This is a genomic window from Thermaerobacter sp. FW80, assembly GCF_004634385.1.
In the GTDB taxonomy this organism is placed as follows: Bacteria; Bacillota; Sulfobacillia; order Thermaerobacterales; family Thermaerobacteraceae; genus Thermaerobacter; species Thermaerobacter composti.
In genome coordinates, this window is record NZ_CP037895.1 from 2,330,344 (window position 1) to 2,353,103 (window position 22,760).

A 22,760-nucleotide genomic window follows, 5' to 3' on the forward strand; every position below is an offset into this window, starting at 1 on the left:
GGGGCCCGTCAACTCGCGCCGGGTCGTCCCGGCCCGGCGGGCGCCGGGGCCGGCGGCCGCGGCGGTCCCGGCGCCGCCCTCGCAGCGCGCCGGAGGGGACGCGACAGCGGGCGGGCAGGGGCTCGTCGACCGGTGGCGAACGGGATCGCCGAGGTGATGCGGGTGAAGCCCGGATTCGTGCCCGGCCTGCGGGCCGAGGTGAAGGCCGTCGTCGACGCCGGCATGCAGGCCGCCTTCGACGGTCGCGTCATCCACCCCCTCTATTCCACCTGGGCGCTGGTCCACCATCTGGAACACGCTGCCCGCCGGGTCCTGGAACCGTTCCTGGAGCCCCACGAGGAGGGGGTGGGCTACGCCGTGGAGGTCCGCCACCTGGCGCCGACGCCGGTGGGCGCGCGGGTGCGGGCGGTGGCGGTGCTGGAGGCGGTCGAGGGCAACCGGGTGGTGTGTCGCGTCGAGGCTTACAACGACCTGGAGAAGATCGCCGAGGGCCGGCAGGTCCAGGTGGTGCTCGACCGGGCCGCCTTCCGGCGCCGCATCGCCGAGCTGCAGCGCCGCCTGGGGACGGGCGGCACCGACGGGGGGGCGGTCCGCGGCCCGCAGGCGACGGGCGGCTAGGCGACCGTCGCCTACCGGGTGGGCGCCCGCCGGGCGGCGCCGACGGGGTCGTCCTGCGGGGACCTTCCGCCGGTGCCCCGTACGCCGACCCCGGTGACGGTCCTGGCCGCTGGGGGCGCAGCCCCCGGGCGCCCGGTCGTCGCGCCGGGCCCCGCCGGGACCGCCGCGGGGCGGGCGGCCGGGGGCCCGTCCCCCCCTGGCCGTCGCCCCCTGGGTAGCGTGCCCACGGTGCGGTCCCCGCCGGTCGCCGCGCGCCCTGGGCCGAGGCGGCGGCCGGGACCGGGCCCCACCACCCGTTCGAGACCACCGAATCCCTCGGGCCACGCCCACGCCAACAGGACATGGACCAGACCGGCCACGGGCACGGCGAAGAGCAGCCCGGGCAGTCCGAAGTGGTGGCCCGCCACCAGCAGCGCCGCGATCACCACCACGGGGTGGACGCCCACCCGGCGCCCCAGGATGCGCGGCGCCAAGAGGCTGTTCTCGACCCACTGGATCACCACCAGGGCCACGGCGACCCGGATCACCGTGGCCGGCGACTCCAGCGCCGCCATGGCCAGCACCGGAAGGGCGCCCACGATGGGACCGAAGTACGGGATCAGGTCGGCCAGCGCCGCCAGCACGCCCAGGACCGCCGCGAAGCGCAGGCCGAAGAGGGCGGCCGCCACCGCGACCATCAGCCCGACGAAGCCAGCCACCAGCAGCTGGCCGCGGATGAACCCGCCGATCACGTGGTCCACGGCCCGCAACAGCTCGAGCCAGCGGCGGCGACGACCGCGACCGAGGCGTTCCTGCGCCCACCCGCGCAACCGGGGGAGATCGGCCAGCAGGTAGAACGCCAGCACGGGCGCCAGCAGCAGGGGCGCCGCGCCCAGGAGACCCTGGACGAGGCCCTCGGTCCAGCCCTCCAGGCGGGCGGTCACCCACGCCTCGCCGCGGTCGATCTGGGCCAGGAGCGCCTGCCGCACGGTAGCCGGCAGGGTGGCCCGGGCGGCATCCTGGCGCACGCCCTCCACCAGCGCGCGCAGCTGGCGGGCGTAGTCGGGCAGCTGGCGGCCCAGGCGGTTCAGCTCGTCCAGGAAGCCGGGGATCAGGTAGACCACCGCCACCGCGGTCGCCAGGGTGATCAGGAGGTACAGCAAGAGGATGGCGCTCGTCCGGCGGAGCCCGTAGGCCTCCAGGAAGTCGACCGCCGGTGCCAGGAGGTAGGTCAGGACCAGGGCCAGGACGAAGGGCGGCCAGGTGCCCCGCAACAGGTGCAGGAGGACCAGCACCGCCGCGGCCGCGGCCAGGGCCCGCGCGACGCCGCGCCAGGGGACGGCACCCATGCGCCGGTCACCGCGCACCCCGGCGTCCCAGCCACCCTCGGACCCGGGGCCGCATCCAGCCCATCAGCTGCCGGGCTCGCCGCGGCCCCTCGTGGACCACCCAGTGCCGACCCCGTCGGCCCGCCCAGGTCAGCCAGCGGCCGGGGCGCAGGCCCGCCCTTTCCAGGGCCGCCACGGCCAAACCGCCGAGCACCACGCCGACCCAGAAGCGGCGGCCCATGGCGTCACCCCTCCACCGGGGCGGACGCAGCCTCGGCGTCGGCCGCCAGCCGCACGCGGTTGCCCTCGGAATCCAGCAGGAAGCAGTCGACCTGGCCCGGACCCAACTCCTGGAACTCGATGCAGCAGTCCCAACAATACCACTCGTTCTGGCCGATGCGGCCCGTGGCATTGCCCCCGCAAACCGGACAGCGCATGGACCCGTCCCTCCTCGAGGTCGCCCTTAATCTGCGCGGGCGGGCCCAGCTCCATGCGGGGGCCATCAGCCACCGGCGCCGGCACCCACGGCGACCGCCGCGTCGCCCCCGTCCCCTTGGGGGAGCCTCGGCCCCGCCTCGGGGTCGTCGACCAGGTCCTCCGGGGCCACGGGATCCAGCACCTCGGCGATCACGCCGCCACCGGCCACGCGGTCCCCGTCGTAGAGGACCACCGCCTGGCCCGGGGTGATCGCCCGCTGCGGCTCGTCGAACCAGACCTCCACCGCGTCCGCGCGGCCGGCCGCCGGTCGCACCACCGCCGGGGCCTCGGGCGACTTGTAGCGCACCTTGGCGGTGACGCGCGCCTCCCCGTCCAGCCCGGGCCAGGACACCCAGTTGACGTCCACCGCCCGCAGCCCGCGGGCGTAGGTGGCCGTGTCCGGCCCGACGATGAGGGCGTTCTTCTCCGGCAGGATGCGCACCACGTACATCGGGCGATCGCTGCGGATGCCCAGGCCGCGCCGCTGCCCCACGGTGTAGTACGCCAGGCCGCGGTGGGTGCCGATGCGGCGGCCCCGCGTGTCGTAGATCGGGCCGGGCCGGATGCGGTCCCCCGCCCGTTCCTCCAGGAACCGGCGGTGGTCGCCGTCCTGGACGAAGCAGATCTCCTGGCTCTCCGGCTTGCGCGCCGTGACCAGGCCGTACGCCTCGGCCAGGCGACGGACGTCGCTCTTCGTGAAGCGCCCGATGGGCAGGAGGGTCCGCGCCAGCTGCTCCTGGGTGAAGGTGTACAGCACGTACGTCTGATCCTTGCGGCGGTCGGCCGACTTGCGCAGGACGAACCGGCCCACCGCCTCGTCGTACTCCACGATGGCGTAGTGACCGGTGGCGACGTAGTCGCACCCCAGGGCCTCGGCCCGCCGGAGGAACTCGTCGAACTTGATGTAGCGGTTGCAGGCGATGCAGGGGTTCGGCGTGCGCCCCCGCACGTACTCCTCGACGAAGTAGTCGATCACCTTCTGCTCGAAGTCCTGGCGCAGGTTCATCACGTAGTACGGGATGCCGAGCCGCTCCGCGACCCGCCTCGCATCCTCGATGGCGCCGAGGGAGCAGCAGCCGCCGTAGCGCGCCTCGTCCTCGGCGGCCATGGCGGGCCACGTCTGCATGGTCACCCCGATGACCTCGTAGCCTTCATCCCGAAGCAGGGCGGCCATGACGGAGCTGTCCACCCCGCCGCTCATGGCCGCCAGGACCCGGCCCTTGCCGCCCCTGGCCACATCGCCACCTCCTTTCCGACCCGCCGGGACCTGGTCCTCCTCGGCCCCGCCCGTGGGCATCACCCCGGGCGCAACGCAACATCGGCGACCCGCCCATGGGCACCACGGCGGGCGCACCACCGACGCCGGCCCGGCCGATGCCAGCCTCAGGCGCCGGCCAGCCCCAACGCCTGGGCTCGCCGGGCCCGTTCCATCACCCGGGGCAGGACCTCCAGCACCCGGTCGACGTCCGCCTCGGTGTTGCCGTCGCCGAGGGAGAAGCGGACCGCTCGGAAGGCTTCGTCCGCGGAGAGACCCATGGCCTGGAGCACGTGGGACGGCTCGGGCGTCCCCGCGCTGCAGGCCGAGCCGCTGGACGCGGCGATGCCCTCCAGGTCCAGCTGGATCAACACGGTGTCCGCCGTCACGCCCGGCAGGCCCACGTTGGTGATGTGGGGCGCCCGCGGTGCACCCGCCCCGTGGATGCGGGCGTCGGGGATGCGGGCCCGGATGCCCTCCTCCAGACGCCGCTGCAGGCGCGCCAGGCGCGCGGCCCGATCCCTGCACTCCCTGGCGGCCAGCTCGGCCGCCACCCCGAAGCCCGCGATGGCCGCCGTGTTCTCCGTCCCCGACCGCAGGCGGCGCTCCTGACCGCCGCCGTCGAGGAGGGGCAACAGCTGCGTCCCCGCGCGGACGTACAGGGCCCCCGCCCCCTTGGGCCCGCCGATCTTGTGGGCCGACAGGCTTAGCAGGTCGACGCCCAGCGCCTCGACGTCCAGGGGCAGCACGCCTGCCGCCTGCACCGCGTCGGTGTGGACCAGCACGCCGCGCGCCCGCGCCGCGGCCGCGATCTCGGCGACCGGCTGGATCGTGCCCACCTCGTTGTTGACCAGCATCACCGAGACCAGGATGGTGTCGGGCCGCAGCGCCGCCAGCACCCGCTCAGGGTCGACGCGGCCGTCGCCGTCGACCGGCACGCGGGTCACCTCGAAGCCTTGCCGTTCCAGGGCGGCGCACGCCTCGAGCACCGCGGGGTGCTCCACGGCGGTGGTGACGATGTGGCGCCCGCGGTCCCGGTGGGCCAGGGCGACCCCCTTCAGGGCCAGGTTGTCGGCCTCGGTCCCGCCCGAGGTGAAGACCACCTCCCGCGGTCGGCAGCCCAAGAGCTCGGCCACCTGGATGCGGGCCTGGTCGACCACGGCGCGCGCGGCGCGCCCCTCGGCGTGGAGGCTGGAGGGGTTGCCCCACGCCTCGCCCAGCACCTCGACCATGCGCTGCCGGACCTCGGGCCGCAGCGGGGTGGTCGCCGCGTGGTCCAGGTAGACGCGTCCCGCCATCGCCACCACCTCCTTCCCGCCGTCGGGTTCCCGCCGATCCGACGCCGATCAGCCGTTCCGATGCCGCTCAGCCGATCATCAGATGTAGAACATGTATCCGCCGCGGCTGCGCTCCTCCGCCTGGCGCACCAGATCCTCCAAGGTCGTGCCCTCCAGCACCCGGGTGATGGCCTCCCGCACCGCCTCCCAGACCGGGTCGGCCACCGACGGGCTGCCCGTGGCCTCGCGGTCCGTCTCCGGGCCGATGGGCCCGTCCAGCAGGCGGACGACGTCCGCCACCGTGATCTTCTGCGGCTCCCGGGCCAGCACGTAGCCCCCCTGCGCGCCGCGCACGCTCTGGACCAGGCCGCCCTTGCGCAGGGGCGCCATCAGCTGTTCGAGGTAGTTCTCCGGCAGCTGCTGCGCCTCGGCCACCTCGCGCAGGGGGACGGGACCCTGGCCGTACCGGCGCGCCAGTTCGTACATCGCGCGCACGCCGTAGCGACCCCGTGTCGACAGTTGCATGGCCCACCCTCACCGAACGCCGCCGTCGGCGGCGACCGCCATCAGGGACAGGACGAGCCCGGCCGGTTCGTCCGGCCGGGCGTTCCAATTCCCACTGGCCTACTGGGAATTCCGACGCCATGCTACCACGGCGCCCGCACGGTGTCAAAGCAACGGCCGCCAGTACCCGGCGGCCGCCCCCGGGCCCGCGGCGCGGACGCCGCCCTCAGCGCTCCAGGCGGAACCCGCGCGGCAGCAGCGCCGTGATGGGGAGCGGCGCGGGTTCGCCGTCCACCCACACCTCCAGCGCCGGGGCGTACTCGAAGAGGAGCTGGCGGCACGCGCCGCACGGGAAGGGCCGCTCCGGCCCGTCGGCGGCCACCACGAGCCGCGTGAAGCGGCGCTGGCCCTCGGAGAGGGCCTTGAACAGCGCCACCCGCTCGGCGCACATGGTGAGCCCGAAGCTGGCGCTCTCGACGTTCCCGCCGGTGAAGACCCGGCCGTCGGCGGCCTCCAGCGCCGCCCCCACCCGGTACCGGGAGAAGGGCGCGAGGGCCGTCTCCCGCGCGGCCCGCGCCAACTCCACCAGATGCCCCCAGCCCGCCGGGAGCGGAGCCGGTCCGGCTGGGGTGGCGGCGGGCGCCACGGAAGCGGTGCTCGCCGCGCCGGTCACCGATCCCGCCGCGCCCGTGCCCTCCACACCGACCACGGCGTGGATCAGCGGCGGCGGCGACGCCGGTTCGTCCGCCAGGGTGAAGGCGGCCTGCAGCCGTTCCAGCGCCGCCGGCAGCCGCGCCCGGTCGTTGACGTGCAGCTCCACGAGCGGCTCCCCCGCCTCCACCCGGTCGCCCAGGCGCTTGCACATCACCAGCCCCACCGCCGGGTCGATGGGATCGTCCTTGCGGGCCCGGCCAGCGCCCAGCACCATGGCCGCGGCGCCCACCGCCGCGGCGTCCATGGCCGTCAGGTAGCCCGCCCGCGGCGCCGCGAAGGCCTCCCGGTGACGCGCCCGCGGCAGGCGTTCCGGGTCGTCGACGGCACGGGGGTCGCCGCCCTGGGCGGCGACCAGTCGCCGCAACATGGCCAGCCCGTCCCCGGCCTCGAGGCGCTGGGCCACCAGCCGGCGGCCGGCGTCGGGATCGGGCGCCTTGCCCCCCAGCCACACCATGTACCCGCCCAGGGTGAGGCACAGCTCGGTCAGCGCGGCGGGCCCGCGGCCCTGGAGGGTGGCGATGGCCTCCCGCACCTCGAGGGCGTTGCCCACGGCGCGCCCCAGGGGCTGGTTCATGTCCGTCACCAGCGCCACCACCCGCCGCCCCAGCTGCCGGCCGATGCGGACCATGAGATGGGCCAGCTCCAGCGCCCGGTCCAGGGTCCGCATCAGGGCGCCCGAGCCGACCTTGACGTCGAGGACGATGGCGTCCGCGCCGCCGGCGATCTTCTTCGACATGATGCTGGCGGCGATCAGCGGGATGCTGTCCACGGTGGCCGTGACGTCCCGCAGGGCGTAGAGGCGCTTGTCCGCAGGGACCAGGTCCGCGGTCTGGCCGGCGACGGCGATCCCGATGGATCGCACCTGGCGGATGAACTCGTCGCGGCCCAGCTCGACGCGGAACCCGGGGAAGGACTCCAGCTTGTCCAGGGTTCCCCCGGTGTGCCCGAGGCCGCGACCGGAGAGCTTGGCGACGGGGACGCCGGCGGCCGCCACCAGGGGCGCCACCACCAGGGTGGTCGTGTCGCCCACGCCGCCGGTGCTGTGCTTGTCGACCTTGATGCCCGGGATGTCGCCCAGGTCCACCGTCTCGCCCGAGAAGGCCATGGCCCGGGTGAGGTCCGCCGTCTCGCGGGCGTCCATGCCGCGGAAGAACACGGCCATGGCCCAGGCCGCCACCTGCTCGTCGGGGATGGTGCGCCGGGCGACGCCCTCGACCCACCACTCGATCTCCTCGCGGGTCAGGACGCCGCCGTCCCGCTTCTTCTGGATCAGGTCGTACGCCCGCACGCGGTCCGCCTCCTCGCCGTCCGGGGCCCCGCGGGCCGGCCGCCGGGCACCGGCCGCGCCGGTCCGCCCCATGGCGCCCGCCGGGGGCGCCCCTCCCCGCGGCCGCCGGCCGGCGGCAACCCCACGGCCGACGGCGGCGCCGGCAGCCCCACGGCCCACCGCCGCCGCCTGGCTGCGGCGGGGCTCAGGCCGGTTCGTCCGGCGCCCCGGCCAGGATGGCCAGGCTGGCGCTGGCCCCGATGCGGTTGGCCCCCGCCGCCACCATGCGGCAGGCGGTGGCGTAGTCGCGGATGCCGCCCGCCGCCTTGACGCCCACGTCGGGCCCCACGGCCGCCCGCATGCGGCGCACCGCCTCCTCGCTGGCGCCGCCGGGCCCGAAGCCCGTGGCGGTCTTGACGAACTGGGCCCCGGCCTCCACCGCCAGCCGGCAGGCGAGGTCGATCTCCTCCGGGGTGAGGAGCCCCGTCTCGAGGATCACCTTGACCAGCGCGCCAGCTGCCCGCGCTGCGGCCACCACCCCGTGCAGGTGGTCGACCACCTCGCGGTGGCGGCCCGCCTTGAGCAGGCCGATGGGCTGGACCACGTCGAGCTCGCGCGCCCCCGCGGCCAGGGCCGCCTCGGCCTGGCGCGCCTTGTCCGCCGCGGCGCCGGCGCCCAGGGGGAAGTCGATCACCGTGCAGACCACGGGGTCCGCGTCCGCCAGGAGCTCCGCGGCCAGGGGCACGTAGACCGGGTTGACGCAGACGGCGGCGAAGCCGTGTTCCACCGCCTCGCGACAGAGCCGCTCGATCTGCTCGGGGGTCGCCTCCGGCTTCAGCAGCGTGTGGTCGATGATCGCCGCCAGCTGCCGCCGGCTCGGGGCGGGGCGGGCGGGGACGGGCGCAGGGTCCGGCACGGGCGAAGGGTTCCGGGAAGCACCGGTCATCGGCGGTCCCCCTCCTTGGGTCCTTGGGCGAGCGGGCGCGCCGGCGGCCGGGGCTGCGACGGGCACCGCCGCGGGGTCGCGGCGGCCCGCCGATTCGCCACGGACGCCCAGCGACCCCGGGTCGCGCCAGGCGCCATCGCCGGGCGGATCGCGCCCCGGCTGGCCTCCCCGGTTCGTCCCCCAGCGCGGGACCCAGCGAGGGCGTCCCCACGGGCGTCCCCGCGGCTCGGGCACCCCCGCCCTCCCCTTGGGCCCGGAGCGGAGGTCGCCGCACCGGTCGGGCCGGTGCGGCGGACGCTGGCCCCGCCCTGATGGAGTCTCCGAGAGCACCCGCTGGAGCCCCCAAGAGCGCCGGCGGCTCGACCGCGGCGACGTGGCGCGGCGCCGCTTGCACCAGCCCCGCGCGGCCGGAGTCCCGGCCCCCCGGCCTGCGGCACCCCAGGACCGGCTTGGCGCCCCCTGCCGCGACGGGCCGGCCCGGGCCGCGCCTCACGCCTTGGCCGGCGACGGACGCCCCGAGATCGGATCCGGGTCGACGGAATGACCGGTCGACCCCTGGACCGGCGCCAGCTGGTGATGGCGGCGGCAGCGGGGCTCGTACGTCTCCTTCCCGCCGATCAGGATCACCGGGTCGTCAGGGGCGGCGGGCCGGCCGCCGATCAGCCGCTGGGTGAAGGTGGCCGGTTCGCCGCAGACCACGCAGATGGCCTTGAGCTTGACCACCTCGTCGGCCAGGGCCATCAGCTCGGGCATGGGGCCGAAGGGGCGGCGGGCGAAGTCCATGTCCAGGCCGGAGACGATGACCCGCAACCCCGCCTCCACCAGCTCCAGCACCGTCGGGACGATCCCTGGCGCGAAGAACTGGGCCTCGTCGACGGCGACCACGTCGACCGCCGCGGCCCGGGCCAGTCTCAGCACCTCTTCCGGCCGGTGCGCGGGTACCACGTGCGCCTCCAGGTCGCGACCGTCGTGGGAGGCCACGGCGTCCCGCCGGTAGCGGTGGTCGAGATCCGGCTTGCAGAGCAGCACCCGCCGCCGGGCGATGCGGGCCCGCCGCACCCGGCGCAGGAGCTCCTCCGTCTTGCCGGAGAACATGCCGCCGGTGATCACTTCGAGGTAACCAGCCATGGCGTCCTCCGCTGCCCCGCGCCGCCCGCCGCGCCGGCGCGCGGCGGGCGGCGCGGAGGCTCGGGCCTACTCTTCGCGAGCCGCCGACGCCGTTCCTGCGTCGCGAGCCGCGGGCAGGGTTCCCGCGGCGCCGGTGGCGGGCGGCGCCGCGGCGTCGCGGCCGCCGGCCGCCTCCGCCCCGCCGGTTCCGGGCACCTCGGCCCCGGCAGCCCCGAACGCCACCGCCTCGCCGGTCCCGGACGGCCTTGCGTCGCCACCCCGGGAGGACGTCTCCGCGCCGCCGGCCGCGGACGGCGCCTCCGGGTCGCCGGCACCCGCCCCCCGGCTGGGCCCGCGGTCCCGGCGGCGGTCGCCGGACGGGGGTGCGACGGCCGCCGACGGGCCGTCGGCGGGGCCGGGTTCCTCCGGCGCGGCCGTACGTCCCCCGCGGGCTGGATCGCGCGCCGCGGGGAACCGGCCGGTCGGTCCCCGGCGCGCCTCGATCACGGCGGCCAGCCGTCCCTCGTAGCCCTGGTCGCTGGGCTCGTAGAAGCGGGCCCCCAGGAGCTCGTCGGGGAGGTACTGCTGGCGCACGAAGTGGCCGGGATAGTCGTGGGGATACCGGTAGCCCTGCCCGTGACCCAGGGTCCGCGCCCCCCGGTAGTGGGCATCCCGCAGGTGGCGGGGCACCCCGCGGATCGCCTGCTCCTCCACCGCCTTCCAGGCGGCGTCGATGGCCTTGATCACGGCGTTGCTCTTGGGCGCGGTGGCCAAGTAGAGCACGGCCTCCGCCAGGGGGATGCGGGCCTCGGGCATGCCGACCTGCTCGACGGCGGTGGCAGCCGCCGCCGCCACCTGCAGCGCCCGCGGGTCGGCCAGCCCCACGTCCTCCGCCGCGTGGACCAGCAGCCGGCGGACGATGGTGCGCGGGTCCTCGCCGGCGTAGAGCATCCGCGCCAGCCAGTAGACGGCGGCGTCGGGGTCCGAGCCGCGGATGCTCTTGATCAAGGCGGACATGTGGTCGTAGTGCTCGTCGCCGGTGGGGTCGTAGGCCAGGGCGCGCCGCTGGATGGACTCCTCGGCCACGGACAGGGTGATGCGGCGGACGCCGTCGGCATCGGGCGGGGTGGTCAGCACGGCCAGCTCCAGGGCGTTCAGGGCCGTCCGGGCGTCGCCGCCCGCCACCCGCACCAGGTGCTCCAGGGCGGCGGGTTCCACCTCGACGCGGTACATGCCGAGGCCGCGCTCCCGGTCCTCCAGGGCCCGCCGCAGCAGCCGCCGGACGTGGTCGTCGGAGAGGGGCTCGAGGCGGAAGATCCGCGCCCGCGAGACCAGGGGCGGCACGCAGGCGAAGTACGGGTTCTCCGTGGTGGCGCCGATCAGGGACACCAGACCGCTCTCCAGGTGGGGCAGCAGGGCGTCCTGCTGGGCGCGGTTCCAGCGGTGCACCTCGTCCACGAACAGGACCGTGGACCGACCCTCCACGGCCTGGCGCTCCCGGGCCTCCTCGATCACCCGGCGCAGGTCGGCCACACCCGCCGTCACGGCGTTGAGCGGCTCGAAGTGGGCGCGGGTGGTGCGGGCGATGATCCGCGCCAGGGTGGTCTTGCCCGATCCCGGCGGTCCCCACAGGATGATGGAGCCCAGGCGGTCGGCCTCGATGGCGCGCCGCAGCAGGCGTCCCGGACCCACCAGGTGCTCCTGGCCGACGAACTCGTCCAGGGTGCGCGGACGCATGCGCTCCGCCAGGGGCGCCTGGCGGCGGGCCCGCTCCTCCGCCGCGCGGGTGAACAGGTCGTCGCGTGGGGTCTCCGGGTGCGCCGATCCGCCGGGATGCTTCCTGCGCGCCAAGGTGGTCGGGCTCCCCCTCTTCCGGGCCCGCTCAGCCCTCGGTCAGGATGCGGTGGAAGATCGCCAGCGCCCGGTCCGCATCCGCCGGTCCCACGTCCTTGTGGGTCACCCAGCGCAGGCGCCGGGCGTCGACGGCGTTCACCTTGACCCCGGCCGCGGCCAGGGCTCCCGCCAGCTCGTAGGCCGTCCGTCCGGTGGCCGCGACGTCGGCCATCACGATGTTGGTCTGCACCGCCTCCAGGTCCACGTGCACGCCGGGCAGGTTCGCCAGCCCCTCGGCCAGGCGGCGGGCCAGGGCGTGGTCGTCGGCGAGCCGGTCGATCATCTCGTCCAGCGCCACCAGGCCGGCCGCCGCCAGGATCCCGGCCTGGCGCATGCCGCCGCCCAGGGCCTTGCGATAGCGCCGGGCCTCGGCGATGAAGTCCCGGTCCCCGACCAGCAGCGAACCCACCGGGCAGCCCAGCCCCTTGGAGAGGCTGAACATCACCGAGTCGGCCGGCGCGGCCAGGCGGTCGGCCGGGATGCCCAGGGCCACCGCGGCGTTGAAGATGCGAGCCCCGTCCAGGTGGACCTTGAGGCCGTGCCGGTGGGCCACCTCCGCCAGCGCGGCCGTCTGCTCGGCGGTCATCACCGTGCCGCCCCACCGGTTGTGGGTGTTCTCCAGGCACAGCAGCCGCGGCGGGGGGAAGTGGATGTTGGCCGGCCGGATCGCCGCCTCCACCACCGCGGGGTCCAGCACCCCGCGCCGCGAGGGCAGCGGCCGCACCTGACACGCGGCCCAGAGGGCGACGCCCCCCACCTCGTAGTAGTAGATGTGGGACTCCTCCTCCAGCAGGACCTCGTCGCCCCGCCGCGTGTGGGCGAGCACCGCCGCCTGGTTGGCCATGGTCCCGCTGGGGAAGAACAGGCCCGCCTCCTTGCCCAGCCGCTCGGCGGCCACCTCCTCGAGCCGCCGCACCGTGGGATCCTCGCCGTAGACGTCGTCGCCGACCTCCGCCGCGGCCATGGCGCGGCGCATGGCGGGCGTGGGCTGGGTCACGGTGTCGCTGCGAAAGTCGATGACGTCCGCCACGGAGCGCGTCGCCTCCTCGCCGTCCGCTGCTCCTGCGCCCCCTCGATCGAACCGGGGCGATGGATCGGGACCGCCTCCCGGGCGGTCAACAGTCGTCCCCTCACGTCGGGTGAAAGCCGCAGCGGGGACAGATCCACCCCCACGGCCGCCGCCGGAGGTCCGCACCGCAGGCGGGGCAGGCCGGGACGGGCGCGGCGGCGGGGTGGCGGTCGGCGCCAGCAGCCGCCCCGCCGAGCCCCCCGGGGCGCGGGCGCGGCTGCCGTGGGCTGCCCTCCCGCCCGCACCCCCCTCCGGCGCGGGGTCGCCCGCGGCCGCCTTGCGGCCTCCGCCCGCCGGCGGCGCCCCGACCGCCCCGACCTCCTCCGGTCCCACGGGCGCTCCCTCCTCCGCGGCCCCCACGGATGCAACGCCGCATCCCTAGAGGGGGCGGGGCTGCGGCCCACCGGCCGCAGCCCCGCCCCCTCCCCTCGCCTCAGCCGATGGCCTTCCGGATCTCCTGCTCCAGCTCCTCCTTGGGCCGGAAGCCGACGATGCGGACCACGGGCTCCCCGCCCTTGAAGACGATCAGGGTCGGGATGGACATCACCCCGTAGCGGCCCGCGATGGCGCCGTGATCGTCCACGTTCAGCTTGGTCACCTTCAGCCGGTCGGCGTACTCCTGGGCGATCTCCTCGACGATGGGCGCGATCATCCGGCACGGACCGCACCACGGGGCCCAGAAGTCCACCAGCACCGGCTTGTCCGACTGCAGCACCTCGGCATCGAAGCGGTCGGCGGTGAGCTCCACGACTCCCGCTGCCATGGCCACGCCTCCCTTGTCCTCGGTTCGGCTGGGGCACGCCGGCTTGGCGGCACCCCCGCCACCGGCCGGCCAGGTCCGTCCGGCCGCGCGGGGACGTCGCCCCCGCAGGCGGGCCCTCGGCGGCGCCGCGCCGGGCCAGGGACCCGGCTCGCCGCGCCCCGCGGCCCACCGTCCCGCGGCCCGGGGCCCGGTCCGCCCCATCCGGCGGGGCCCGGCGCGTCCCCAACCGCGGGGTACGCCTCCATCATAAACCACCCCCGGCCGGCCGCCCAACAAGCCGCCGACCCCCGAGCCGGCCGGGGAACCCTCCGGGCAAACAAAAACACGACACCCCGCGTGTGCCGTGGCGGCGAGAGTCTTTGAACCCCTTCCCCCACAGGTGGGTGCCCTCCCACGACCGTCTTGCCCGTCCCCTGACCGTGGGGGCATGGACGCAGGCCGCGGAGAGCCGGGCTCCCTTGCTCTCGGTGTTGGATCAAGACCTTCGGCACGCCACGCGCACCGCAGGGTGCCATGCGGCTCCGCTCGGACCGACTCCATCCTAGCATGGCCCGGCGGCGGCCTTCAACGCCGCCCGACCGGGGGTTTCCACCGGGACGCGCCGGCGTTACCGCGCCTGGACCCGCAGATGCAGCTCTGCCAGCTGCCCGGGGTCGACCTCGGCCGGGGCGCCCGTCAGCGGGTCGACGGCGCGCGCCGTCTTGGGAAAGGCGATCACGTCGCGGATGTTGGACGTGCCGACCGCCAGCATGATCAGGCGGTCGAAGCCGAAGGCGATGCCGCCGTGGGGAGGCGGGCCGTACTCGAAGGCCTCCAGGAGGAAGCCGAACCGCTCGCGGGCCTTCTCCGGCGGCAGGGCGATGGCACGGAACACCCGTTCCTGGACGTCCCGCCGGTGGATGCGGATGCTGCCGCCGCCGACCTCGACGCCGTTGACCACCAGGTCGTAGGCCTTGGCCCGCACCGCCGCCGGGTCCGTCTCCAGACGATCCAGGTCGTCGTCCCGGGGCGCGGTGAAGGGATGGTGGCGCGCCACGTAGCGTCCCTCGTCCTCGTCCCACTCCAGCAGCGGGAAGTCGACCACCCACGCCATCGCCCACGGTCGGCGCCGGGGCCAGCCGAGGCGCTCGGCCAGGTCGAGGCGCAGCCTGCCCAGCGCCACCGACGCGCGCTCCGGCTGATCGGCGCACAGCAGCAGCAGGTCGCCCGCCCGGACGCCCAGCCGCTCGGCCAGGGCCGTCCGCTCCTCCGACGTGAAGAACTTCACCACCGGCCCGCGCCAGCTGGCAGGATCGGCCTGGGGCACCGCGACCCACGCCACCCCCGCGGCCCCGGCCGCCCGGGCGGCCTCGTCCAGCCCGTCCAGCTCCCGCCGCGACAGCGTCGCACCGCCCGGCGCCCGCAGGGCCCGCACCGCGCCGCCGGCGTCGAGGACCGCCCGAAAGGCGCGGAACCCGGTTTCGGCGAAGACGTCGCTGACGTCGGCAATGGCGGGTTCGTAGCGCAGGTCGGGCTTGTCCGTGCCGTACCGGTCCATGGCCTCCGCGTAGGACAGTCGCGGCAGGGGCAGCGGCACGTCCACACCCAGCAGCTCCCGCCACAGCTCGGCCATCATGCCCTCCGCCACGGCCAGCACGTCGTCCACGTCGACGAAGCTCATCTCCACGTCGATCTGGGTGAACTCCGGCTGGCGGTCGGCCCGCAGGTCCTCGTCGCGGAAGCAGCGCACGATCTGGAAGTAGCGCTCGATCCCGCCCACCATCAAGAGCTGCTTGAAGAGCTGGGGGGACTGGGGCAGGGCGTAGAAGCGGCCGGGGTACAGCCGGCTGGGCACCAGGTAGTCCCGGGCCCCCTCGGGCGTGCTGCGGGTGAGCATCGGCGTCTCCACCTCGAGGAAGCCCAGCCGGTCGAAGTACCGCCGCACCACCTGGTAGGCCCGGTGGCGGACCCAGAGGTTGTGGAACATCTCCGGTCGGCGCAGGTCCAGGTAGCGATAGCGCAGGCGCAGGGTCTCGTCCACGTCGCCGGCCGCGTCCAGCGCGAAGGGGGGCGTCTTGCTCGGGGCCAGGATCCGGAGCTCTTCCGGCACCAGTTCGACCTCCCCCGTGGCCAGACGCGGGTTCACCGCCTCCGGCGCCCGTCGGCGCACGGGACCGCGCGCGGCGACGACGAACTCGGCGCGCAGCGCCTCGGCGGCGCGCACCACCGCCTCGGGCGCCTCGGCCCGATTGATCACCAGCTGGAGCCGACCGGTGCGGTCCCGGATCTCGACGAACTTCATGCCGCCCAGGTCCCGCACCCGGTGGACCCACCCCGCCACCGCCAGGGTGCGGCCCACGTGCTCCGGCCGGACCTCGCCGCAGCCCAGGTCACGCCCCGTGGCGCCCTGGCGCCACGGGCGCAGGCTCGGCGCCGGCGCCCCTCCGGCCCGGGTTGGCTCCGCCATGCCGCTCATTCCCCCTCCACCTCCGCCGCGCCGCTGCCGGTCCCCGCGGCCGCATCCCGGCGGCCGGCGGCCGCCGGCGGGGCGTCCCCCGTCGCCCCGCGGCCGGACGACCCCCGGGAGGCGACCGGGGACGCAGCCGCGGCCTCCGCGCCGCCGGCCCCCGACGCCGCCTGCAGGAATCCGGCCAGCTCCGCCAGGGCGACCTGCCGCTGGGTCCCGCTGGCCATGTGCCGGACCGTGGCCTGGCCCGCGGCCCACTCCGCATCCCCCAGGATCACCACGTGGCGCGCCCCCAGCCGCCCCGCCGCCCGCAGCTGGGCCTTGAGGCTCCGCCCCACGTGATCCATGTCGACGCCCAGACCCGCGCGCCGCAGGTCCTGCACCAGGCGCAGCGCCCGGGTCCGCGGCACGGCCCCCGTCACGGCCACGTAGGCGTCCAGCGCCGGCGGCGTCCCCGGCAGGCGCCCCACCGCCTCCAGCGTGAGCAGCAGGCGCTCGAGGCCCATGCCGAATCCCACGCCCGGCGTCGGCGGTCCCCCCAGGAGCTCGATCAAGCCGTCGTAGCGACCGCCGCCGCAGACGGTGTCCTGGGCCCCCAGGCCGCCGTAGCGGATCTCGAAGACGGTGCGGGTGTAGTAGTCCAGCCCCCGCACCAGGCCGGGGTCCAGTCGGTATGCGATGCCCAGGGCGTCCAGCGCACCCTGGAGCGCCTCGAAGTGGGCCCGGCAGGCCTCGCACAGGTAGTCCACCGTCCGCGGCGCGCCCGCCTTGTGGGGCTGGTCCTCCGGCACCTTGCAGTCCAGCAGCCGCAGGGGGTTGGACTCCAGCCGGGCGCGGCAGTCGGCGCACAGTCGCGCCGCCCGCGGGCGATAGTACTCCAGCAGCGCCTGCCGGTAGCGGGGGCGACAGACGGGGCAACCGATGCTATTGAGGTGCACCGCCAGCCCCTCCAGGCCGAGCTCGGCGAAGAGGGTCACGGCCAGCGCGATGATCTCCGCGTCGGCCGTCGCCTCGCCGGCACCGAAGACCTCCACCCCGAACTGGACGTGCTGGCGGTACCGCCCCGCCTGGGGCCGCTCGTGGCGGAACATCGGCTGGATGTAGTAGAGCTTCACCGGTTGGGGACCGTTGTGGAGCCCGTTCTCCAGGTACGCGCGCACGGCGGCCGCCGTCCCCTCGGGCCGCAGCACCAGTTGCCGATCGCTGCCCGGCGGCGTCAGCACGTACATCTCCTTCTGAACGATGTCCGTGGTCTCCCCCACGGTGCGCTGGAAGAGCTCCCGCGCCTCCAGGACCGGCGTCCGCAGCTCCCCGAAGCCGAACCGCCGCGCCACGTCGCGGATCCGGGCCTCGAGGGCCTGCCAGCGCGGCGCCTCCAGGGGGGTGACGTCGTACGTCCCGCGGGGACGCTGGACGCGCTCCAAGGCCTTCCCTCCCCACCTCGACGGCTTGTCCCGGGCCACCTGGCAGCCGGAACCGGCGGGGTCGTCGGCGAGCCGGCGCCGGCTCACGCCCCCGGCGCCCCGTGCGGAGCCGGGCGGTCGGCACCGCGGCGATCCGGCGACCGGCGGACGAACCGGCGCGATCCGGCGGCGCCCCCGCTCCCGCCCCCGTCCCGGGCCTGCCCGGGATGCCGTCCGCGCCCCGCGCCCAGGCCACGCCCGGGGCGCCGGCTGCCGTCCGCCCCGCGGGCGGAAGCGCCGAAGCGTCCTGCCGGCCCGCGGCAGGGGGCGCCCCGCCCCGGCCTAGCCCCGACTGTCCAGCCAGAGGGTGACGGGCCCGTCGTTGACCAGTTCCACCTGCATGTCCGCCCCGAACCAGCCCGTCTGGACGGCCAGCCCCCGCGCGGCCAGGGCCGCCGCCACCGCCTCGTAGAGCGGCTCGGCCTCCGCAGGTGGCGCCGCGGCGGTGAAGGAGGGCCGCCGGCCCCGGCGACAGTCGCCCAGCAGGGTGAACTGGGAGATCAGCAGCACCGCGCCCGCCACCTCGCGGACCGAGCGCTCGAAGTGCCGCCCGGCGGCATCGCCCTCCCCGGGGAAGATCCGCAGGTGGGCGATCTTCTCCGCCATCCACTCCACGTCCGCCGGCCCGTCGCCCCGCTCCACCCCGAGCAAAACAACAACCCCTCGACCGATGGTGCGAGGGGCTTGCCCGGCGGTGCGCACCGACGCCCGGGCCACCCGCTGGATCACGGCCCGCATGCCCGACCTCCGTCCCGCACCGGATGCCTTCCCTCGCCGTCCCCGCCGCCCCGCCGGCCGCGGCCGTGCCGCCCCGCGGGCCCGCCCGCCTCGGGCGGCTCGCGTCGCGGCATCGCCCGGCCCTCGCCTTGCGCCGGAGGGCGACCGGCGCGGCCCGCGGCTCCCGCCGCCCCTACCGCCGACCGATCCGCGCCCCCGGCCCGGGCCGCCACCGCCCGGCACGGCGGCCCGGCGCCATGCTGCCCGATCCGCCCGCCGTCCCGCCCCCGGCCATCCGCCGGCGGCGACCCCGGCCGGACGGGACGCGCAGGGCTACCGGCTGGCCACCCGCTCCACCCGGATCACGTCCCGGACCCGTTCCAGCTGGCGCCGCAGCTGGTCGAACTGCTCCAGGTTCTGGACCTCCACCACCAGGTCGATGGTGGCGGTCCCGTCCTTGTGGGTGCGCGTCCGGGCGGCCAGGATGTTGCGGCGGGTGTCGGCCACCACCGCGGTGATGTCCGAGAGCAGGCCGACCCGGTCGTAGCAGGAGATCTCGACCGCCACCGGGAACGCCTGCCCGGCCACCTGGTCCCAGCTGACGTCGATCAGCCGCCGGTCGGCCTCCGGGCTCGCCTTGAGCATAGTGCAATCGGCCCGGTGGATCGAGACCCCTCGCCCTCGGGTCACGTATCCGACGATGGGGTCGCCGGGCACGGGATTGCAGCAGCGGGAGAACCGGACCAGGACGTGGTCAAGGCCGTCCACCCGCACGCCGGCCCGGGCCGCGGGCGTGCCACCGCGTCGGTCCGCGTCCTCCGCCGCCGGATCCGGCGGCGCCGCCCCGCCCTCCGCCGCGTCGCGGGCCTGCTGCCGCCGGTAGAGCTCCCGCAACCGGCCCGCCACCTGGCCGGCCGCCACGCCACCGTAGCCGATGGCGACCAACAGCTCCTCGCCGTCGGGCAGGTTGTACCGGCCGGCCACCTCGTCCAGCCAGTCCTTGCGCCAGACCTCCCGCACGGGCAGGCCGTGGGCCCTGAGCTCGTGCTCCAGCATGAGGCGCCCGCGCTCCAGGTTCTCGTCCCGCCGCTGCTTCTTGAGCCATTGGCGGATGCGGCTGCGGGCCGTGGAGGTGCGGACGAACTGCAGCCAGTCGGCGGAGGGGCCGCCGGATTGCTTGTTCGTCAGGATCTCGACGATGTCGCCGTTCTTCAGCCGGTAGTCCAGGGGCACGATGCGGCCGTTGACCTTGGCGCCCACGCAGTGATGGCCGATCTCGGTGTGGATGCGATAGGCGAAGTCCACCGGCGTCGAACCCGCCGGCAGGTCGATCACGTCCCCCTTGGGCGTGAAGACGAAGACCTCGTCGGAGAAGACGTCGATCTTGAGCGACTCCATGAACTCCCGGGCGTCGCCCAGGTCGTTCTGCCACTCCAGGATCTGGCGCAGCCAGGCCAGCTTGGCGTCGAAGTCCTTGTCGGTGCGGCCCCGCTCCTTGTACCGCCAGTGGGCGGCGATGCCGTACTCGGCGGTGCGGTGCATGTCCCACGTGCGGATCTGGATCTCGAAGGGCTCGCCCTGGGGGCCGATGACCGTGGTGTGCAGGGACTGGTACATGTTGGACTTCGGCGTGGCGATGTAGTCCTTGAAGCGGCCGGGCAGCGGCCGCCAGATGGTGTGGACCACGCCCAGGGCCCCGTAGCAGTCCTTCACCGTGTCGACGATGACCCGCACGGCGATGAGGTCGTAGATCTGGGACAGGTCCTTGCCCTGCTCGTACATCTTGCGGTAGATGCTGTAGAAGTGCTTCGCCCTTCCCTGGATGTCCGCCCGGATGCCGGCCTCGGCCAGGCGCGCCTTCAAGGTGGCGATGATCACCTGGGCCAGCGCCTCGCGCTCGGCCCGCTTGCGCGGGATGCGCTCCGCCAGCTCCCGGTAGTGCTCGGGCTCCAGATAGCGCAGCGCCAGGTCCTCCAGCTCGCACTGGATCTGGGACATCCCCAGCCGGTGGGCCAGCGGCGCGAAGATCTCCAGGGTCTCGCGGGACTTGGCGATCTGCTTCTCCCGCGGCACCACCGACAGCGTCCGCATGTTGTGCAGCCGGTCGGCGAGCTTGATCAGCACGACGCGGATGTCCCGCGCCATGGCGAGGAACATCTTGCGCAGGTTCTCCGCCTGTTCCTCCAGGCGGGTGCGCCACTCGATCCGGTTGAGCTTGGTCACCCCGTCGACCAGCAGCGCCACCTCCGGCCCGAACTCCCGCTCCACCTGCTCCAGGGTCACGGGCGTGTCCTCCACCGTGTCGTGGAGCAGGGCGGCCACCAGGGTGGCGGCGTCGAGCTCCAGATCGGCCAGGATCAGCGCCACGGCCAGGGGGTGCTCGATGAAGTCCTGACCCGAGGCGCGCTTCTGGCCGTGATGGGCCGCCTTGCTGAACTCGAAGGCGCGGCGCAGCCACTCCAGCTCCTCCGCGCCCAGGTAGCGCCCCGCCCGCTCCAACAGGGCATCGGGCGTGATGGATGGCTGCAGCTCCACCGCCACGGGCCAGACACCCCCTTCCCGCGTGCGCTCGTTGCCGTCGGGGGCCTGCCTCTCAGCCGCCGGCCGTGCCGGCGGCGGTGCCCCCCGCGGGGCCGGGCCGGGTCCCGGCGCCGGCGTCTCCGCTGCGGCGTCTTATCACTTCATTGTAGCTCGGCGGCAGGGGCAAGGCCAGGGGATGGGCCAGCCCGCGCTCCGCCTCGGCCCAGCGGCCCGCCGCCAGGGCCGCCGCCACCCCGTCCAGCAGGCGGCGGCGGGCCATCCCTGTGCGGTAGCGCGGGCTGTGGTTGAGGTCGAAGGCGCGCCGGCCCCGCGGGGCCAGCGCCCAGGCCCGCTCGCTGGCGTCCACGGGCGTCAGCACGCCCGCCTCGCGCAGGATCTCCACCGCCGCGCGCACCGTATGCCGGGGCCACCCCGGCAGGTGGCGGGCCAGGGCATCCACCACGGCCGCCAGGTCGCCGGGGACCACGGGCCCGCCCACCGGCCCCCTCCCACGGCCCCCCGCCGCACCGCCGCCTGTCGCCGCCACCCGCTCCAGCGCCGCGTACACGCGGGTCAGCATCCCGCGATCCGGGTAGAGCTCCGCCGTCCAGCGGCGGCGGCGCTCCACCTCCGCGGCCAGCCAGGCCGCGCGCTGGGCCGCGGCCGGCCGCACGTCGGCGACGTGTAGGTCGACCCGTTCCTCCCCGCGGAAGGTGCCGACCCGCGGGCGGACGGCCACCTCCACCCGCCCCACCCGCCGGACGCGCTCGGCCAGGGCACCGAGTCCGAAGGCCACCGCGGATCCGCCTGCCCACTCCAGGCGCAGGTGCTCGCCCTCCTCGCCCACGGGGCGCGCCGCCACGGGTCCGAGGTCCACCAGGGCGATCACCGGCTCGGGATGGCCCTCGCCGAAGGGGGCCAATCGCTCCAGCTCGCGGACGGCGGCCACGGTCACCTCGTCCGGGCGCGCCACGGCGTCCACCTCCAGCAGCGGCACCCGGTCCTCCGGCGCCAGGTGGGCGCGGGCCTCCGCCGCCAGTCGCTGGCCGAGATCGCCCCATCGCGCTGCGGGCAGGGTGAAGCCGGCCGCCTGGGCGTGGCCGCCGAACCGGTCGAAGAGCTCGGCGCACGCCTCGAGCGCCCGGAACAGGTGGAACCCGGCGATGCTGCGGCCCGAACCGGTGATGCGATCCCCCTCGCGGCGACCCACCAGCGCAGGCCGGTGGAAGACGTCCACCAGCCGCGACGCCACGATGCCCAGGACGCCCTGGTGCCAGCGGGGGTCGGCCAGGGCGATGACCTCGCCGCCGATCAGCCCCTCCCCCCGCTCCAGCCGGGCCAGGGCCTGGCCGAGGGCCAGCTCCTCCTGCTGGCGGCGCAGCCGGTTCAGCTGCTCGACGGCTAGCGCCAGGGCGCGGGCGCGGGTCCTCGAGTCGGTGGCCAGCAGCTCGAAGGCCTGGGACGCCGATCCCATGCGACCGGCGGCGTTGAGCCGCGGCGCCAGGATGAAGGCCACGCCGTGGGCGTCCAGGCGGGTGTCGGAGAGCCCCGCCGCCTCGGCCAGCGCCGCCAGGCCGGGCAGGGGGCTGGCGGCCAGTTCCTCCAGTCCCCGCTGGACCAGGGTGCGGTTCTCGTCCTGGAGGGGCACCACGTCGGCCACCGTGGCCACGGCGGCCAGCTGCCACCATTCGGACGGGGCCGGTTCGTCCCCCACCAGCGCCTGGAGCAGCTTGAACACCACGCCTGTGCCACACAGGCCCCGCCAGGGATACTCGCTGTCCGGACGATGGGGGTTGACCACCGCCAGCGCCGGCGGCAGGTCGCCCTGCACCTGGTGGTGATCGGTGACGATGGTGTCGATGCCCCGGCGCCGCGCCTCCGCCAGGGGACCGTGGGCGGCGATGCCGTTGTCCACGGTGATCAGCAGCGTGGCACCGACGGCGTCCGCGACGTCCAGGGCGCCGCCGGGCACGCCATAGCCCTCCCGCAGCCGGTCGGGGATGTAGACCTCGACCCGGGCCGCCGGCTCGAGGCGTCGCAGGCCGCGGTACAGCAAGGCGGCCGCCGCGACGCCGTCGGCGTCGTAGTCGCCGACGACGAGGATGCCCTCGCCGCGGGCCAGGGCGCGGCGGATGCGATCCACCGCCGCCTCCATGTCCGGCAGCCGGAAGGGGTCCCGCAGCGGCGGGCCGCCCTGGAGCAGCTGCCGGGCCTGGGACGCGTCGGCGAAGCCCCGGGCGGCCAGAACCCGCGCCGTGAGGGGCGTGATGCCCAGGGCCTGGGCCAGCCGGGCCGCCGCCTGCGCCGACGCCGGGCGCACCCGCCACCGCCGGCCCAGGAGCGGCGGCCTCATCCCACGGATCCCCCCCGCCTGCCCTGCCGCCACCGGATCCCGTCCCCCAGGCCCCGGGGTCCGG

At 75.7% G+C, this 22,760-nt stretch carries 18 protein-coding genes and 1 other RNA gene; 1 reads left to right on the top strand and 18 read right to left on the bottom strand.

The window, feature by feature from the left end:
* Positions 1-132: 132 nt before the first annotated feature.
* Positions 133-618: a thioesterase family protein gene (locus E1B22_RS09745; RefSeq protein WP_243123307.1), complete on the top strand. Its 486-nt coding sequence runs from the start codon at positions 133-135 to the stop codon at positions 616-618.
* Between the two features lie 11 nt (positions 619-629).
* On the opposite strand, the gene E1B22_RS09750 is transcribed toward E1B22_RS09745, so the two are convergent.
* The 18 genes from E1B22_RS09750 to recJ all read right to left on the bottom strand — a co-directional run bounded on the left by E1B22_RS09750 (position 630) and on the right by recJ (position 22,696).
* Positions 630-1,964 carry an AI-2E family transporter gene (locus E1B22_RS09750; RefSeq protein WP_243123308.1) on the bottom strand — a complete coding sequence of 445 codons (1,335 nt, stop codon included), beginning with the start codon at positions 1,962-1,964 and terminating at the stop codon, positions 630-632.
* Positions 1,954-2,166, bottom strand: coding sequence for a hypothetical protein (locus E1B22_RS09755; RefSeq protein WP_135225497.1), 213 nt, complete (start codon positions 2,164-2,166; stop codon positions 1,954-1,956). The genes E1B22_RS09750 and E1B22_RS09755 overlap by 11 nt, the downstream gene beginning before the upstream one ends.
* A gap of 4 nt (positions 2,167-2,170) precedes the next feature.
* Positions 2,171-2,362: a hypothetical protein gene (locus E1B22_RS09760; protein WP_135225498.1), complete on the bottom strand. Its 192-nt coding sequence runs from the start codon at positions 2,360-2,362 to the stop codon at positions 2,171-2,173.
* 65 nt (positions 2,363-2,427) lie between these two features.
* The gene (gene mnmA, locus E1B22_RS09765; protein WP_243123309.1) at positions 2,428-3,639 is read right to left on the bottom strand and encodes a tRNA 2-thiouridine(34) synthase MnmA; all 1,212 of its coding nucleotides are present in this window, start codon (positions 3,637-3,639) and stop codon (positions 2,428-2,430) included.
* A gap of 146 nt (positions 3,640-3,785) precedes the next feature.
* Entirely contained in the window at positions 3,786-4,955 is a 1,170-nt protein-coding gene (locus tag E1B22_RS09770) for a cysteine desulfurase family protein (RefSeq protein ID WP_135225499.1), read from the bottom strand.
* A gap of 78 nt (positions 4,956-5,033) precedes the next feature.
* A complete protein-coding gene (locus E1B22_RS09775; RefSeq protein ID WP_135225500.1) occupies positions 5,034-5,459 on the bottom strand; it encodes an Rrf2 family transcriptional regulator in 426 nt (141 codons plus the stop codon).
* A gap of 205 nt (positions 5,460-5,664) precedes the next feature.
* Entirely contained in the window at positions 5,665-7,440 is a 1,776-nt protein-coding gene (locus tag E1B22_RS09780; protein ID WP_135225501.1) for a pyrimidine-nucleoside phosphorylase, read from the bottom strand.
* A gap of 184 nt (positions 7,441-7,624) precedes the next feature.
* Positions 7,625-8,365, bottom strand: a complete 741-nt coding sequence (gene deoC, locus E1B22_RS09785) for a deoxyribose-phosphate aldolase (protein ID WP_243123310.1) — start codon at positions 8,363-8,365, stop codon at positions 7,625-7,627.
* 489 nt (positions 8,366-8,854) lie between these two features.
* On the bottom strand, positions 8,855-9,493 hold the full coding sequence (locus tag E1B22_RS09790; RefSeq protein ID WP_135225502.1) for a thymidine kinase: 639 nt from the start codon (positions 9,491-9,493) through the stop codon (positions 8,855-8,857).
* A gap of 66 nt (positions 9,494-9,559) precedes the next feature.
* A complete protein-coding gene (locus E1B22_RS09795; protein WP_371413467.1) occupies positions 9,560-11,323 on the bottom strand; it encodes an AAA family ATPase in 1,764 nt (587 codons plus the stop codon).
* Positions 11,324-11,354: 31 nt separating this feature from the next.
* Entirely contained in the window at positions 11,355-12,395 is a 1,041-nt protein-coding gene (locus E1B22_RS09800; RefSeq protein ID WP_135225503.1) for a GntG family PLP-dependent aldolase, read from the bottom strand.
* Between the two features lie 472 nt (positions 12,396-12,867).
* Positions 12,868-13,197 carry a thioredoxin gene (trxA, locus tag E1B22_RS09805; protein WP_135225504.1) on the bottom strand — a complete coding sequence of 110 codons (330 nt, stop codon included), beginning with the start codon at positions 13,195-13,197 and terminating at the stop codon, positions 12,868-12,870.
* Positions 13,198-13,522: 325 nt separating this feature from the next.
* A non-coding RNA gene (gene ssrS / locus E1B22_RS09810) (6S RNA) lies at positions 13,523-13,710 on the bottom strand.
* A gap of 94 nt (positions 13,711-13,804) precedes the next feature.
* Positions 13,805-15,643: an aspartate--tRNA ligase gene (gene aspS, locus E1B22_RS09815; protein WP_135225505.1), complete on the bottom strand. Its 1,839-nt coding sequence runs from the start codon at positions 15,641-15,643 to the stop codon at positions 13,805-13,807.
* Positions 15,644-15,648: 5 nt separating this feature from the next.
* On the bottom strand, positions 15,649-17,067 hold the full coding sequence (gene hisS / locus E1B22_RS09820; RefSeq protein ID WP_135225506.1) for a histidine--tRNA ligase: 1,419 nt from the start codon (positions 17,065-17,067) through the stop codon (positions 15,649-15,651).
* Between the two features lie 321 nt (positions 17,068-17,388).
* Positions 17,389-17,844 carry a D-aminoacyl-tRNA deacylase gene (gene dtd, locus E1B22_RS09825; RefSeq protein WP_135225507.1) on the bottom strand — a complete coding sequence of 152 codons (456 nt, stop codon included), beginning with the start codon at positions 17,842-17,844 and terminating at the stop codon, positions 17,389-17,391.
* A gap of 312 nt (positions 17,845-18,156) precedes the next feature.
* Positions 18,157-20,364 carry a bifunctional (p)ppGpp synthetase/guanosine-3',5'-bis(diphosphate) 3'-pyrophosphohydrolase gene (locus E1B22_RS09830; protein WP_135225508.1) on the bottom strand — a complete coding sequence of 736 codons (2,208 nt, stop codon included), beginning with the start codon at positions 20,362-20,364 and terminating at the stop codon, positions 18,157-18,159.
* 52 nt (positions 20,365-20,416) lie between these two features.
* Positions 20,417-22,696, bottom strand: a complete 2,280-nt coding sequence (gene recJ, locus E1B22_RS09835; protein WP_135225509.1) for a single-stranded-DNA-specific exonuclease RecJ — start codon at positions 22,694-22,696, stop codon at positions 20,417-20,419.
* Between the last annotated feature and the right edge of the window lie 64 nt (positions 22,697-22,760).

Bases quoted from the DNA above. Each gene is read 5' to 3' on its own strand.
- E1B22_RS09755 (WP_135225497.1), bottom strand. From the start codon at position 2,166: ATGGGCCGCCGCTTCTGGGTCGGCGTGGTGCTCGGCGGTTTGGCCGTG.
- E1B22_RS09760 (WP_135225498.1), bottom strand. From the start codon at position 2,362: ATGCGCTGTCCGGTTTGCGGGGGCAATGCCACGGGCCGCATCGGCCAG.
- E1B22_RS09770 (WP_135225499.1), bottom strand. From the start codon at position 4,955: ATGGCGGGACGCGTCTACCTGGACCACGCGGCGACCACCCCGCTGCGG.
- E1B22_RS09775 (WP_135225500.1), bottom strand. From the start codon at position 5,459: ATGCAACTGTCGACACGGGGTCGCTACGGCGTGCGCGCGATGTACGAA.
- deoC (WP_243123310.1), bottom strand. From the start codon at position 8,365: ATGACCGGTGCTTCCCGGAACCCTTCGCCCGTGCCGGACCCTGCGCCC.
- E1B22_RS09790 (WP_135225502.1), bottom strand. From the start codon at position 9,493: ATGGCTGGTTACCTCGAAGTGATCACCGGCGGCATGTTCTCCGGCAAG.
- trxA (WP_135225504.1), bottom strand. From the start codon at position 13,197: ATGGCAGCGGGAGTCGTGGAGCTCACCGCCGACCGCTTCGATGCCGAG.
- aspS (WP_135225505.1), bottom strand. From the start codon at position 15,643: ATGGCGGAGCCAACCCGGGCCGGAGGGGCGCCGGCGCCGAGCCTGCGC.
- dtd (WP_135225507.1), bottom strand. From the start codon at position 17,844: ATGCGGGCCGTGATCCAGCGGGTGGCCCGGGCGTCGGTGCGCACCGCC.
- recJ (WP_135225509.1), bottom strand. From the start codon at position 22,696: ATGAGGCCGCCGCTCCTGGGCCGGCGGTGGCGGGTGCGCCCGGCGTCG.